This is a genomic window from Sulfuricella sp. T08 (assembly GCF_000971475.1).
In the GTDB taxonomy this organism is placed as follows: domain Bacteria; phylum Pseudomonadota; class Gammaproteobacteria; order Burkholderiales; family Sulfuricellaceae; genus Sulfuricella.
In genome coordinates, this window is sequence record NZ_DF967541.1 from 16,312 (window position 1) to 30,991 (window position 14,680).

The 14,680-nt window shown below is 56.4% G+C and carries 12 protein-coding genes; 1 reads left to right on the plus strand and 11 read right to left on the minus strand.

Going from position 1 to position 14,680, the window contains the following annotated elements:
- Nucleotides 1-123: 123 nt before the first annotated feature.
- Nucleotides 124-615, plus strand: a complete 492-nt coding sequence (locus SCT_RS10790; RefSeq protein WP_059422854.1) for a peptidylprolyl isomerase — start codon at nt 124-126, stop codon at nt 613-615.
- Nucleotides 616-647: 32 nt separating this feature from the next.
- Here SCT_RS10790 and SCT_RS10795 read toward each other — a convergent pair whose 3' ends face one another.
- From SCT_RS10795 to SCT_RS10845, 11 genes are all read right to left on the minus strand, one after another.
- A complete protein-coding gene (locus SCT_RS10795; RefSeq protein ID WP_059422857.1) occupies nt 648-1,013 on the minus strand; it encodes a DUF3135 domain-containing protein in 366 nt (121 codons plus the stop codon).
- A gap of 245 nt (nt 1,014-1,258) precedes the next feature.
- Entirely contained in the window at nt 1,259-1,759 is a 501-nt protein-coding gene (locus tag SCT_RS10800; RefSeq protein WP_059422859.1) for a copper chaperone PCu(A)C, read from the minus strand.
- Nucleotides 1,760-1,784: 25 nt separating this feature from the next.
- Nucleotides 1,785-2,393, minus strand: a complete 609-nt coding sequence (locus SCT_RS10805) for an SCO family protein (RefSeq protein ID WP_059422865.1) — start codon at nt 2,391-2,393, stop codon at nt 1,785-1,787.
- Between the two features lie 4 nt (nt 2,394-2,397).
- A complete protein-coding gene (locus SCT_RS10810) occupies nt 2,398-2,871 on the minus strand; it encodes a hypothetical protein (protein ID WP_237759664.1) in 474 nt (157 codons plus the stop codon).
- A gap of 253 nt (nt 2,872-3,124) precedes the next feature.
- Complete coding sequence (locus SCT_RS10815; RefSeq protein WP_144408263.1) at nt 3,125-3,883, minus strand: hypothetical protein; 759 nt, start codon at nt 3,881-3,883, stop codon at nt 3,125-3,127.
- A 54-nt stretch (nt 3,884-3,937) separates the two neighbouring features.
- Nucleotides 3,938-4,624 (minus strand): DUF1345 domain-containing protein, encoded by a 687-nt coding sequence (locus SCT_RS10820; RefSeq protein WP_059422870.1) that lies wholly within the window; start codon nt 4,622-4,624, stop codon nt 3,938-3,940.
- A gap of 34 nt (nt 4,625-4,658) precedes the next feature.
- Entirely contained in the window at nt 4,659-7,421 is a 2,763-nt protein-coding gene (gene mgtA / locus SCT_RS10825; RefSeq protein ID WP_059422872.1) for a magnesium-translocating P-type ATPase, read from the minus strand.
- 20 nt (nt 7,422-7,441) lie between these two features.
- Entirely contained in the window at nt 7,442-8,779 is a 1,338-nt protein-coding gene (locus SCT_RS10830; protein WP_082098305.1) for a carbohydrate porin, read from the minus strand.
- A gap of 375 nt (nt 8,780-9,154) precedes the next feature.
- The gene (locus tag SCT_RS10835) at nt 9,155-12,244 is read right to left on the minus strand and encodes an efflux RND transporter permease subunit (RefSeq protein WP_059422873.1); all 3,090 of its coding nucleotides are present in this window, start codon (nt 12,242-12,244) and stop codon (nt 9,155-9,157) included.
- Nucleotides 12,234-13,391 carry an efflux RND transporter periplasmic adaptor subunit gene (locus tag SCT_RS10840; protein ID WP_059422876.1) on the minus strand — a complete coding sequence of 386 codons (1,158 nt, stop codon included), beginning with the start codon at nt 13,389-13,391 and terminating at the stop codon, nt 12,234-12,236. Before SCT_RS10840 ends, SCT_RS10835 begins: the two co-directional genes overlap by 11 nt.
- A complete protein-coding gene (locus tag SCT_RS10845; RefSeq protein WP_059422878.1) occupies nt 13,388-14,680 on the minus strand; it encodes a TolC family protein in 1,293 nt (430 codons plus the stop codon). Before SCT_RS10845 ends, SCT_RS10840 begins: the two co-directional genes overlap by 4 nt.

Genomic DNA, 14,680 nt, shown 5'->3' on the forward strand with positions numbered 1-14,680 from the left:
AGGAGCCACCCCGGCACTGCTTTTTGACTTTACTCCTCACTCCTATCTCCTCACCCCTCACTGGGTTATACTACCCCCCTTTTTTACCAGTGCCCTTTAGGCATTCAATCAGGAATTGCATTCATGGCTGAGCAGAAAATCGGCAGGAACAAGACAGTACACGTGACCTACGTGATTCTGGACGAGAGCGGCAAGGTATTCGAACAGTACGATATGCCGATCGGCTACGTGCACGGCGCCAACAGTGGGCTGTTCGAGAAGATCGAAGCAGCGCTGGAAGACCGCGTGGCCGGCGACAAGATCGAAGTCATGCTGAATCCGAGGGAAGGGTTCGGTGACCACCATCCCGAACTGACCTTCACCGATGACATCGACAACGTGCCGCCGGAATTCCGCCACATGGGTGCCGAGGTAGAGTTCGAGAACGATAAGGGCGAGGCGATGAAGTTTTTCGTCACCAAGATCGAGAACGGCAAGCTCACCATCGATGCCAATCATCCCATGGCTGGCCAGACCGTGACCTTCGTTGTGAACGTGGTGTCAGTCAATGACGCCACTCCATCCGAAATTGCCAGCGGCAGGCCGGATGGGGAAGATATACCCAGTCTGCACTAGCCCTTCCTGGTTCGGTGGGAAAATGCAGGATGTCAGGAGAGCCGCTTGTGGGGCTCGAATGGCAATATCCTGGCCGAATGGGGAATGCGTTCTTCTCCCGCGGAAGGATCTGATCCCGTCAGCCTCCCGATTGCGGACATCAAGCCGTTCTCGCCGTTGAGTGATTTCCACATCATGTTGTACAGCCTGATGCATGCCGAGAGCGGATTGCTCGCCCTGGCACGCTCCATGTCGATGCGCCATTGCAGGGCTCGTAACCGAGGTTGCATATGTTGCGGAGCCCGCGCAATGGTCTCCTCAATCACGCACCTGCGCCTTTCCTCGAAAGCAGTGGGGTCTGAACGGCTGAGTGCCATCCAGGCGTCGAAATCCCAAGGCTCCATATGCGGTGCGTTCATGGTCCACTCCTCACACTCGGCAGCAGAAACGATTGCAGATTCGATGCGGACGCATTGATTTTTAGTTCAGACTATTAAATCCAGTATAGGTTCTTCTCTGGGATTAGTGCTGAAAAGGCAATATTGCAGGGGAAAGAGTGTTATAAAACCTAATTGACTGAATAGACAGTAATAAAATTAATCGATGGAGATGTACGGCTGATGGTACTCACCCGTCCGAGGAGGTGGGCGGGTGAGTGCGTGGATTAGTGCTTCATTCCTTCATGGTCATGCATCATTTCCATTTTCATTTCAGTCTGGATCTTGCGCACCGGCGCTTCAACTTTCTTGCTGCTGCCGTCCTCGAAGGTCAGCGTGATCGCTACGTTGTCGCCTTCCTTGATGTCCTGTTTCAGGCCGATCAGCATCACGTGCAAGCTGCCGGGTTTGAGCACGGCTTCGCCCTTGCTCTTGATCTCGATGTCCTTGACCGGGCGCATTTTCATTACGCCACCCTCGTTGGTATGGGTATGTAATTCAGTCGCCTTGGCAACAGTGCTTTCTGCCTTGACGACTTTGTGATCCTTGCTGTCGGCATTTTTGAGCACCATGAACGCCCCGGTGTTGGTCATGCCGGGTGGTGCCAAGCGTACGAAAGGGTCGTTGGCTGAAACGCTCTCCGCGGCGGAACCCGCCAGTGCCGGCGCAGCAATCAAGGTGCCCAGAATGCAAGCGGCGATGCGGATGGAATGGAACTTGTCAGTCATGCTTCTCTCCTTCGGTTGGTAAAATTTATTTCATTTGCATTGCAGCGCGGATCGCTTCGACGACCTGTGCCGGGGGGGTGCCGTGATCGAGGGCCTTGAACAGGCTGCCGTCGGGTGCAATGACGTAAGTGTACGCGGAATGGTCTACTACGTAACCCCCGGCCGAGGCGGTATTCTGCTTTGCATAGCTCGCGCCGTAAAGTTTAGCAACTTTGGCTATTTCTTCCGGGGTGCCACTCAGGCCCACGATGCTGGGGTGGAAATAGGCGGTGTAGGTCTTGAGCTTGTCCAACTTGTCGCGCTCCGGGTCCACCGTGACGAACAGCATCTGCACTTTATCAAGTTCATCCTTGTCGAGCGAGGCAAGCGCCTGGGAGGTGAAACCGAGCGAAGTCGGGCAGATATCCGGACAGAAGGTATAACCGAAATACAGCAGCACCACCTTGCCTTTCAGATCATGCAGTGCCAGCGGGCCGCTCGGCGAGTGCAGGGTGAAGTCTCCACCCCGGGGTACTTCCGCCAAGCCTAGCGGAGAGTGTATGCCGGATTGGGTGCCGGAGGGCTGCCACAGCGTAATGGCCCAGACGAGCAGCAGGCTGAGCGCTAAAATGATGCCGACAAGAAATTTTTTCATGGTTTTATCGTTTTGTTTCAAATCTGAATGGCACCGCAATGCGCTTGCCGTCGGACTCGACCAGTACGGTCGCCTGCCAGGCCATTTTATCGCGTACGCACACCGGCAGCGTGGCTTCTCCTGTGAACAGGCCATCCTTGCCGGGCACCAGGCGCGGGCGGTTGAAAGCCATCTTCATGTCCACGCCGGCGAAATCCACTTCCACCGAGCCGGCCTTGAAGCCGGTGGCCCGCACTTGCAGCCTGAGTGGTTTCAGCACCGGGATCGGCCGGGGCTCCAGGGAGAATTCCAGGCGCCCTCCACCGGGTAGTGAGGTGGCGCACGGCCCTTGTTGCAGATCGCAAGCCGCATTCAGCGGCAGGCTGATTTTTTGCGGCGGGTTGAGCAGGGGCGACAGCTTGACCGCTGCCGTAATGGCCAAGGCTGCAGCCAGCAATACTATAATGCCCCATAACAATTTATCCGAAAAAGATTTCATAGGCTTGTCGCAAGAAGTGTGCCTGAAATAGAGGCAATTAAATCAATGTGCTTCATGGCGGCGTCTGTGTCAAATGGCGCGTGTCGTGGAATGCCGCACACCAGATCGCGGTCTCGATGCGCGCTCCGAGGAGGTCGTGGTATGAGCACGGTGGCTGTGCCGTCAGCATGACCGGGTCACCTATAGAATGGATTGTAACGCGAACCACAGCGTAATCGCCTTACGACAGGTAATTTACACTATCCCTGTATCGCTAAAATCGCAGCCCAACGGACAAACGGGTCTGATCCTCAGCCGTGAAATTGACCTTCCGGTCCTGCGCCAACCTGAAAAAGATATCCCGGTAGTCGTAGGTCACTGAAAGCGCTTTGCCGGACACTAATTCGTCATCGGCAGTTGCACGACCATGCTTGCTCGACAAATCCACTGTCCACCGCTGATGCTCGTCCGGCAACATGCGCCAGACTGCGTGCGTAACAGTTTGGCCGGTGTGAAGGCGGTTGTCCTTGACGGTAAATATCGAGAGGGTTGATTTAGGCAGCAGGCGTGTCCCGAGCCCATAGACGATGGAATCGTTCGGGTCAAAATTGAGGTTGTAGTAGTCACGTGCGTTGGTCCTCCCAAAACCAAGCAGTGCATAGATTGAGTCGCCGATCTGGGCGTTGATGGAGCCCCCGACGAAGCCGTGAGTAGCCAGTTGCAATGAGGGTACCAACTGGCCGTAGGGAATTTGCGCCGTGTATTCGTAGCCGGTGCGGGTCTGCTCAAATTCGCTGCCGCGCTGGTAGTAGCCTAGCCAAATGGCATGGGGGCCATGATTCGCACGCAGATTGAGATCGGTCGCATCCTTTTCGTGGGTGGTGACATAGTAGGAGGGGGTGAGCTTGAAAGCCCAGGCGTCGGCCGCTACAACACCCGCATCGCCCAGCGTTGCGGTATCTGCATACACCCCGGATATACCCAACAGCGTTCCATACACTCCAGCCCTGACGACCATCTTCAAGTTACCCACGAGCACCGCTTCCTCCGATTTGTTCGTCGCCAGTAAATCGCACTACATACATGCTTATATCAAGCCAGACGCAATATTAATGGTTAAGGCCACCAAAGTGGTATTGAAAAAGAATGCCAATACGCAGTGTACCAGCCCTGTTCTTCGCATCGCCCTGCTAGTGAAACTTACGTCAGCCGTCTGGCCAGAGGTTCCTATCACGCAGGCAAAATAAAGAAAATCGCTATAGTCCGGCGCAGATGCATTGGGGAATTCCAGCCCACCCGAACCGCCGCGCTCTTTAGTGACATAGAAGTCATGTGCATAATGCAACGCAAACATTACTTGAGTAAATGCCCATGAAGACAGGATAGTCAGCACGGCGAGAGCGATGTGCGCATACCTGAGCATGCCGTGCATGTCCTTGACTACACCAAGTTGCGCAAAGATTGCGCCGAGAGAGACAATGGCAGCGACGATCACCATTCCCAGAACGACAAATTTTCCATCGTCTTGCGCTATGGCGCGGGTGCGCATTTTTTCACGTTCAGTCCAGAACATCATGCGAGCCGCCAACATCAAATACAGCCACGCCCCGACATTCCAGCCGACAATCGCCCGTGTAATTTCGTGCAACGCTAAAGATCTTGGTAAAAAAAATACAATCAGTACTCCGACCAGAATCGAGCTGAATAGTCTGGGTCGTGAAAGGATAAGGCGTAAGAAAATTGGGCGGTAGGCTGAATTAGGGATGTCTGTCATGTGGTCATGGGAGCTGAATTTAATTTGAACGGGCTCATTGCCAGCCGTAGCGGCGAGTGTAATACCTTTTCATCGCTTGAGTCAGCACCATATAGCCCACCAGGATTGCCGCCAGGAACGCGAAGTATAACGGCGGTAGCGCCTGGAGTTTGAAATAGTGAGCGAACGGCCCCATCGGCACGAGAATGCCAGCGATCATGACGCCCATCGTCGTCACCAGTAACGGCCAACCAGGACGGCTCTGGATGAACGGGATTTTCTGCGTGCGGATCATGTGTACGATCAACGTTTGCGACAGCAGCCCCTCGATGAACCAGCCGGACTGGAACAGCGATTGATCGGCCGGTGTGTTGGCGCTGAAAACGAACCACATCAGTGTGTAGGTGGTGAGATCGAATATCGAGCTGACCGGTCCGAAGAACACCATGAAGCGACCGATATTTTCCGGGTTCCAGCGTTGTGGTAGCTTGACCTGTTCCTCGTCGACGTTGTCGAAGGGGATCGCGATCTGCGAGATGTCGTAGAGCAGGTTCTGCACCAGCAGATGCAGCGGCAGCATCGGCAGGAACGGCAGGAACACGCTCGCCACCAGCACCGAGAATACGTTGCCGAAGTTGGAGCTGGCCGTCATCTTGATGTACTTGAGCATGTTAGCGAAAGTCCTTCGACCCTCGATCACGCCTTCTTCCAGCACCATCAGGCTTTTTTCCAGCAGGATGATATCGGCGGCTTCCTTGGCGATATCCACTGCGGTATCCACCGAAATGCCGATATCCGCAGCGCGCAGGGCGGGCGCATCGTTGATGCCGTCGCCCATGAATCCGACCACGTGGCCATTGCCGCGCAGTGCCTGGACAATGCGTTCCTTGTGGGCCGGGCTGAGCTTGGCGAAGATGTGGTTTTGCTCTGCCGCGATGGCAAGTTCAGCATCGTTCATCGCCTCGATGTCGGCGCCAAGCAGTACCTTGTCATCAGGCAGGCCGACCTCGCGACAGATCTTGGCCGTCACTCGCTCATTGTCGCCGGTCAGTATCTTGACGTCGACCCCGTGCCCTCGCAGCGCCGCCAGCGCCGGCTCGGCGGATTCCTTGGGCGGATCGAGGAAGGCGATGTAGCCGACCAGGGTCAGTTCCGATTCATCGGCTACGCCATAGATTTCCTTTGTCGGCGGCAATTCCTTGGCGGCAACCGCTACGACCCGCAAACCCTCCTCGTTGAGGGCTGCCGTCACCTCGCTCAACTGGGCGAGCAGTTCCGGCGTCAGCGGCTCAGTCCTTTCGGCGTGCTGAACACGGGTACACGCAGCGAGGATTTCCTCCACCGCACCCTTGCAGATCAGCAGATGATGCTCGTCATGCTCGGCGACCACCACCGACATGCGCCGACGTGTGAAGTCGAACGGGATCTCGTCCACCTTGCGGAAGGCCGTGGCGATTTCCAGCTCCTGGTGCACCTCGGCATGCTCCAGCACCGCCACATCGAGCAGGTTTTTCAACCCGGTCTGGTAGTAGCTGTTGAGATAAGCGTATTCCAACACCGTGTCGGATTCCTCGCCGAACACGCCGGTATGACGCGCGAGAAAAATCTTGTCCTGGGTGAGGGTGCCAGTCTTGTCGGTGCACAGCACATCCATCGCGCCGAAGTTCTGGATGGCGTCGAGGCGCTTGACGATCACCTTCTTGCGCGACAGCAGCACCGCCCCCTTGGCCAGCGTCGAGGTGACGATCATCGGCAGCATCTCGGGCGTCAGGCCGACGGCGACGGAAAGCGCGAACAGGAACGCCTCCAGCCAGTCTCCTTTGGTGAAACCGTTGATGAGCAGGACCAGTGGTGACATCACCAGCATGAAGCGGATCAGCAGCCAGCTCACCTTGTTGATGCCAGACTGGAACGCCGTCTGCACGCGCCCGGTAGCGGTGACCCGCGCGGCCAGCGCGCCGAAGTAGGTGCTGTTGCCGGTAGTCACTACCACCGCCATGGCTGTACCGCTCACCACGTTGGTGCCCATGAACAGGATGTTTTCGAGTTCAACCGGGTTGGAAGTATCCACTCTCTGGGTAACGAATTTCTCCACTGGCAGGGATTCGCCGGTCATGGCCGCCTGGCTGACGAACAGGTCTTTCGCCGAAAGTACCCGCAGATCGGCCGGGATCATGTCGCCGGCCGAGAGCAGCACCAGATCGCCGGGCACCAGCATCTTGATCGGTACCTCCGTCTTGTGCGGACCTTTGGGATGCAGCATGGCATGGAAGTAGCGGCGCGCCTCCTCGGCGGCATCCTGAGCCAGGTCGCGGCGCAGCACGGTAGCGGTGTTGCTGACCATTTCCTTGAGCTTGTCGGCAGCCCGGTTGGACTTCGCCTCCTGCCAGAAGCGGAGCAGCGTCGACAGCACCACCATCGAGGAGATGACGATGGCCGCCTTCATATCCTCGGTGTAGTAAGAGATGGCGGCAAGCACCGTCAGCAGCAGGTTGAACGGGTTCTTGTAGCAGTGCCACAGGTGCGCCCACCAGGGCAGCGGCTTCTCGTGTTCGACCTCGTTCAGGCCGATGTGATCGCGGATGTTTTCGGCCTGGGTTTCGCTCAGACCATCCAGATGTGTGTCGAGCCGCGACAGCAAAGCGTCGGCATCGCTGCGCGAAGCCTCAAGCAAAGTATGGGCGAGCGTCGGCGGCACCTCACGCGGCACCGGCGTACCTCTGAGTGCTTCGAGGATCGCCAACCTGCGGTAGTGCCGCGAGATGGCGCGGGTGCGAACGAATCCGGCGAAAAATTCCTTCATGAAGGAAATGTTCATATTGCTCCCCCTTTCAGGCGCTAAAATTCGGTGTGCAGGCGTATCGAGCCAACAGTCAGCGGGCCACGATCCGCGTTATAAGCGGGGTTCAGTATGCGCTGCGCATCCAGCGTGATCCAGGCGCCCTTGACGACATTCAGGCTGTAATACGCTTCGGCTATGGTTTCCGGCCGATAGTTGAGCCGCCCGTCGCCGATGAAGAAGGAAATGCCGCCGGCCTCCAGATACTCGCGCCGGTCTCTGGACAAGCCATTGCGCATCAAAGCCAGGCCGACGACATCCTGCGTCCGCCCCCAGGCAGAACCCTTGATCGACAGGCCACCAGCCAGTGACTGGTCGACCTCGGTGAAGGCCCAGGTTTCGGTGCGTCCGTCCGCCTGCATGGCGCGCAGGAAAACACCCAGATTGCTGCTGAGCGCTTGCTCGATATTGACCCCCAAGCCGTATTTGATCTGCTCGCCGTTGCGCACTTTGAAGATGTCCGGCGCTTCGCCGTGGGCAGCGCCATAGTTGATGGCGTCACGGTATCGGGCCAGCACGGCGCGGTTGCGCCAAGCCAGCACACGTACTTTGCCGGGCTGACCGCCGATCTCATGAGCATGCTCGATTTCTACCTGGTCGCCGTAATGCTTGCCGATACTGTGATCGATAGGCAGCATGTTGGGCTCCTTGGGTCCGGTCATGCGGCCGAAGCGCAGCACCCAGTCGCCCTGATACCACTCGCCGGCGAAACCCCAGCCGAATCCGCGCGAATCCGCGGCATAATCATAGGCGGCATAGGTCATATTTCCCCAGTTCATGAACTGGATGCGCGGGTCCTTGGCGTAGGCATTCTCATCGAACACGTCGAGGGTCGAGAAGTTGCCGGCGGTGAGCACGAAACGGTTCTTGTCCACCACGCCGGCAAGCTGGTTGATGTCGGATTCCACTTTCTCCTCGCCGCCGCCCCGGTTCCAGGTCTGGCGCAGGAACAAGCGCTGACGGTAGGCTTTCGGATTAGGACCGGCAACGCGCGTTACCTCGCCATTGGTAAAGCCGCCCAGCCCGGTCAGGTTGGAAAACGGCTCGCCCTGGGTGACTTCCGGATTGAAGTAAAGCTCGCCGCCCTGCCAGGGACGAAAGCCCAGGTAGGCGGTGGTGGTGAAAGTATAGCTGATCTCCTTGTCAGGCCGCAGGCTGTTGGGGCCGGAATAGGCGGCATTGAATCCCGGCTTCTTCTGCCAGAGATAGGTGGCCTGGATTTTGGCGCCCCAGTCTTCCACTTCTGGAGACTGGGCCCAAACTAGTGCGGGTAATGCAGCGCCGATAAAAGCCCACAAGCTGCCATTCAGGCAGCGGCGATTCAGCAAAATGCTCATGCTCATCCTCGAAAATCGGGTCGATGGAGGTGGAGCCGCGCAGCGGGCATGCGTTACGAGGCATCCGTGGATGCTCGGTCAGAATCTAGTGAGTGGAAGTTTTGAAGGCGCTGGCTGATGAAAGACCCGCGCCTGGATGCCGCTTCCCGCCTTCGGCGAGATAGCAGCAGGGGAAGTCCTGCGTGTTATCTTGCCGAGAAGCCGCCGCCCATCAAGGGTCGGCTACTACTGTCACCCGAACAAATGCCCAAAGGGGTCTCCGCAATTAACAAAACGGTGCGAAGTATAAACCTGAAATACTGCGTCAGCAAAGTGACGATTTTTTACAATATGTGTTAACCGTTAGTGGTCGTTATTTATGTGGGGAGAGCCAAATCATTCAGCCTCCACTTTCTCTGAAAAATAAGGATATACCAGCGGTATAAGCAATAACGTGAAGAAGGTGGCCGACACGATTCCTCCTACGATGACCACCGCAAATGGGCGCTGCGTTTCCGAGCCAATGCCATGAGACAGCGCGGCGGGTAATAACCCCAAGCCGGCCATTAATGCGGTCATCAATATTGGACGTAGTCGTGAAACGGCCCCTTCCACCGCGCTTTCGAACGCCGATTGATTGGTGCGTGCACCGTCAATGATCTGTTCCACCATGATGACGCCGTTCTGCACCGAGATGCCCGCTACTGCGATAAAGCCGACTGCGGCGGACACGGAAAAATGCAGGCCGACGATAGCAAGGCCGACAATGCCGCCGATCAGGGTAAACGGCACGATCGACAACACCAGCAGCGCTTTACGCACAGAACGGAATGCCCAGAATAACAACGAGAAAATCAGAAATACCGTGATGGGGACAATGATTTCAAGTCTCTTGACAGCGCGTTGCTGGTTCTCAAACTGGCCGCCCCAGGTAATCTGATAGCCTGGCGGCAAATGCACCTGCGCTGCAACTTTCTGCTGCGCCTCTGCTACGAAGCTGCCCTGGTCGCGACCGAGCAAGTTCGCTTTTACTGAGGCGTTTCGCCCACCCGCCTCGCGACTGATACGTGCCGCGCCTTGCCGGATGTCGATACGCGCAAGATCACCTAGTGGCACGGTGCCTGCTCCAGCGGGAAGATTGATCTGAAGCTCGGCGATATCATCGATGGAATCGCGAAAGCTTTCCTTCAGTCGTATCGTGATGTCGAAACGCCGGTCGCCTTCGAAATAGGCATTGACGGCATTGCCAGCCAGCGCGGTCTGGATCGCCGAATTGACATCCGCGACGTTGATGCCGAGTCTGGCGATCTGATCCCGGTCAATCACGATATCCAGCTCGCTTTGCCCGCCGATTTTCACAGCAGCGACATCGGCAGCACCGGCGATACCGTTTAATATCGCTGCGATCTGCTCGCTCTTCTGGGTTAGTATCTCCAGGTCCGGTCCGAATATCTTGACTGCGATTTCCCCCTTAACACCAGACAGTGTCTCTTCGACGTTGTCTTCGATCACTTGGGAAAAATTAGTAGGGACGCCAGGGATCGTGCGGATTTTTGCAGACATGTCCGCAATCAGGCTTTCCTTGTTGTCGAATTTCCAGGTGTTACGCGGCTTCAGATCGGCCAGAAACTCCATGTTGTTCGGCCCCTTCGGGTCGGTACCGTCATCCGGGCGGCCTACTTGTGAAATGATATTGCCGACTTCCGGATAGCTCTGCAATATGGCGCGAACTCGATGCTCGATTTGTTCGGTTTTTTGTAGCGAGCTGGAAGTCGGCAGACTGATCGTTAACCAGATGTTGCCTTCATCAAGTTTCGGTAGAAATTCGCTGCCGAGCATCGGCGCAAGTGCAAGCGTGAGTGCCAGGATGGCTGTCGATCCTGCCATTACCAGCGTGCGTTTTTCCTGTGCTCGCACCAACACCATCCGGTACCAGTCCTGGATATGGTGTAGCCATACGCTGTGTTTTTCCGCCATCGGATGGCGTTTCATGGTCCATGCCAACAGGGTCGGCACCAATGTCATCGTCAGGATGATCGCGCCCAGCATGGCAAAGCTAAGTGTGAAAGCGACCGGTGAGAAAATCTTACCTTCGACGCGCTGGAAAGTAAAAATCGGAATAAAGGCGACGATGATGATCGCTTTTGCGAACAAAATAGGATGGCCGAGTTCGACCACCGTCTGTTTGAGCGTTTCCTTGCGCCATGCATAGGGAGTTTGCCCTGGCGTTGCGTCAAGATTCTGAATGGCGAGCCGCACGATCAGGGCTTCCACCAGCACGACAGCGCTATCGATGATGATGCCGAAATCGACTGCGCCGAGCGAAATCAGATTGGCTGGAATGCCGCGCGCATCCAGCATGATGAAGGCGAACAGCAAAGACAGCGGGATAACGGTGGCGACTATCAGCGCCGCCCGCCAGTTGCCGAGGAACACGACCAGGATCGTAATGACCAGCGCAGCACCCACCAGCAAGTTTTCGGCAACCGTGTGTACCGTATGGTCGATGAGTTCGGTGCGGTCGTAGATGGTCTTGATACGCACGCCCTTGGGCAGTTTCGCATTGAGGTCGGAGATGCTTTTCTTGATGTCCGCCACCACCTTCGCGGCATTGCTTCCCTTGCTCATCTGCACGATGCCTTCGACCACGCTGTTGTCGTGATTGAAGGCGACCACGCCGGAACGCGGACGGTGTCCGATGGTTACGTCAGCGACGTCCGATACCAGCACGGTTTTGCCGTTTTTCGCACTGACAATAACGCGTCCGATTTCTTCGAGGTGCCTGAAAATACCAAAGCCGCGCACCACCAGCGCTTCATCCCCGCGCTTGATCAGACCGCCGCCAACGTTTGCACTGTTGTTGGTCAACGCCTGACTGACCTGGTCTATGGTGATTCCATATCGTTTCAATGCATAGGGATTGATCTGAACCTGGTATTCCTTAACGGTGCCGCCGAAACTGACGACGTCGGCGACGCCCTGAACAATTCTGAGATTGGGACGGATAACCCAATCCTGCAAAGCCCTTACTTCGTTTGCATCCATGCCTGGCGGTGTTTCGACGATATAGCGGTAAACTTCACCAACCGCCGTCGTCAGCGGAGCAAGGCTCGGCTGAGTGCCGTTGGGGAGACTGACATTTTGCAGTTTTTCCAGTACCTGCTGCCGCGCAAAATAATCGTCTGTACCGTCGGCGAAGGTCAGGGTAACCACTGACAATCCGGTGATCGACACCGAGCGCAACTGGGTCTGGCTCGGCACACCGCTCATTTCCCGTTCGATCGGCAGCGTAATGGTGCGTTCGACTTCTTCCGGCGCCTGACCTGGATACTGCGTGACAATCTGGACCTGCACATCCTGCACATCGGGAAATGCTTCGATCGGCAGGTTGGTGAGAGCCCGATAGCCGAATGCAACCAGTGCAGCCGTCAGAATGAGAACGAAAACGCGTTGCGCGAAGACAAAATCGATCAGCTTATTGAGCATTGTCCGCCACCTCGGCATTCAATAAGAACGCGCCCTCCGTCACGACGCGCTCGCCATTCTCGAGCCCCGTATCGACAAAGCTTCTGTCGTGCCCCCTGACTTTTACGTTCACCCGCCTTTTTTCGAATGTACCGGCTTGTTTTTCGACAAATACATAGCTATACATTCCTTCAACGAAAAGACTGGTATTCGGCAGCGGTATTGCCTTCTTGCCGCCATCGTCGGCGAGAAACGATACGCGTGCAAACATCTCCGGCTTGAGCTTGAGGCCGATATTTTTGACCGAGCAGCGTACCTGAATACGGTGCGTGCCTGGATCGAGCACCAGTCCTACCTTGTCGATTCTGGCGTTAAACCGCTCGTCCGGATAGGCATCTGTTTCCAGGGTGACGGCTTGGCCCGGATGGAGCTCGGCGGCGCTACGTTCCGGCACATCGACGATTACCCAGAGGCGGCTGAGGTCGGTGATAACAAATAGCGGATTCGGCAGGTCTGGGCGCACTTCGAGTCCAGGATTGATCTGCTTGTCAGCCACGATCCCGGCAATGGGTGATTTCAGGCCGAATTTGCCATCCTCCTGACCGGTCGCATTCAGGTTTTTCATCCGCAGAACTGTCCGCCTGGTCTCAGCTTTTGCCTGTTGATAGTCGGCCTCTGCGGATTCGTAATCCTTGCGTGCGAGCACTTCACCATCAAACAGCGTTTTAGCACGCTCAAATGCCAGTTTTTTGCGCAATTCGTCTGCCTTTGCTTTGCGCCAGTCGGCTTCAGCGGTAGCCAAATCCGGTGAATCGATGTCCACCAGCACGGTGTTGCGTCGTACTGCGTCGCCAACCTCCGCATGCAGCGCGGTTACCCGTCCGACGATAGGTGAAGTGACGCGTGTGGTCGCATTCTCGTCATACGTGATGCGGCCATTGACAGGATCGGATACCGGTAACGGCACCGCGGTTACTGCGGCTATTTTGAGTGACGACAACTGCGGCGCATTGGGCGCGAACTTCAACACGCCGGGTTGCGAGTGATCTTTGGGAGGAGGATCAGCTTTGTGGTCTTGAGACGCATTGAGGTAATGAATGCCAGCTATTGCTGCACCGACGACAGCGATGGCTATGGCGACTTTGAGAATGTTCGATTGCAGAGTCATTGCGTATTGCTTTCCGAAACGGCCGACTGCCAGGCGGCCAGTGATTTTGCATAGTCCGCGCGTGCGGCCAGCGCGTCGAGCTGGCTCGCGCGATAGGTTCGCCTGGCATCCAGCACATCCATGACGCCCAGCGCACCATGTTTGAACGCGAATTCGGCCGCATCCGAGGATTTTTTTGCGGCGGCCAGCAAGCCGTCGTCGTAGCGCTGGATACGATCGAAGGAAGAGCGTGCATCTTGCCAACTTTTCACCAAATCATTACGCGCCAGATCACGTGTCATTTCGAGATTTTCTTGCGCCGAGTCGACCGCCGCTTCCGCGGCCCGAATTTCGCCGTCGAATGTATAGCGTGCGAATAGCGGTATCTGCACCGCGATGCCATAACTGTTGCCGCTGCCTTGAGGGTTGGCATCGCTGAGTGGAAAATGTTCATACTGAACGCCGACCGTAACGTCCCTGGTGCGCGAGGCTAGTGCGAGCTTGCGTGCCACAAATGCAGCGTCAACACGGGACTTCGCGGCAAGCACGTCAGGACGCCGCTCGATCAATGCTTCCGGGGATGGTGCTGCGGCGTTGAATTGCAGCGCTGGCCAACTGTCGGCCAGTTTGATTTGCGTTGCATAGGTGATCTGCCCCAGCACCAGTGCGAGCGCTTGTCTCGCCTTGCCCACATCCGCTTCAGCCTGCGTCAAATCGTTCTTGGCACGCAATGCATCGACCTGTAGTCGCGCGACGTCGGAGCCTGCAATGTCCCCCGCCTTCTGGCGCTTTTGTGCAGCGGTGAAGGTGTTCTCATAGAGAACCACCGTCTGGCGAGTGATGTCGAGCTTTTCTTCTGCCGCCAGGAGGTCGTAATACGACTGGCTAACGCTTACATGAAGCTGTCGGCGCACATCCTGAAGGTCGTTGCGCGCGGCGTCTTCAAGATGAGAAGCATTTTTCGTTCTTAATTCTCGCTTGCCGCCGCGCTCAATCAGCTGGTCGATCCGAAGCGTGCTATCGACGGTCTTGTTGCGTAGGTTGCCCGCTCCGATTCCAGCTTTAGGATTAATATTTAGAGTTTGTACTGTCAGCATCGGATTGGGCGCCGCCGACGCGATGACTGTTGCGGCGTCTGCATTTGCGACCGCAAATCCAGATAAACGGAGCTCATGGTTGTGCTCCTCGGCGATTTTGATCGCCTGTTCGAGGCTTAATTTCTGGAGGTTAACGGGTTGTTCAGCAAATGAGAACGTTGAAAGAAATAGTGCTATAAGCCCAACATAGCGAGTCAACTGATGTGAAACCAT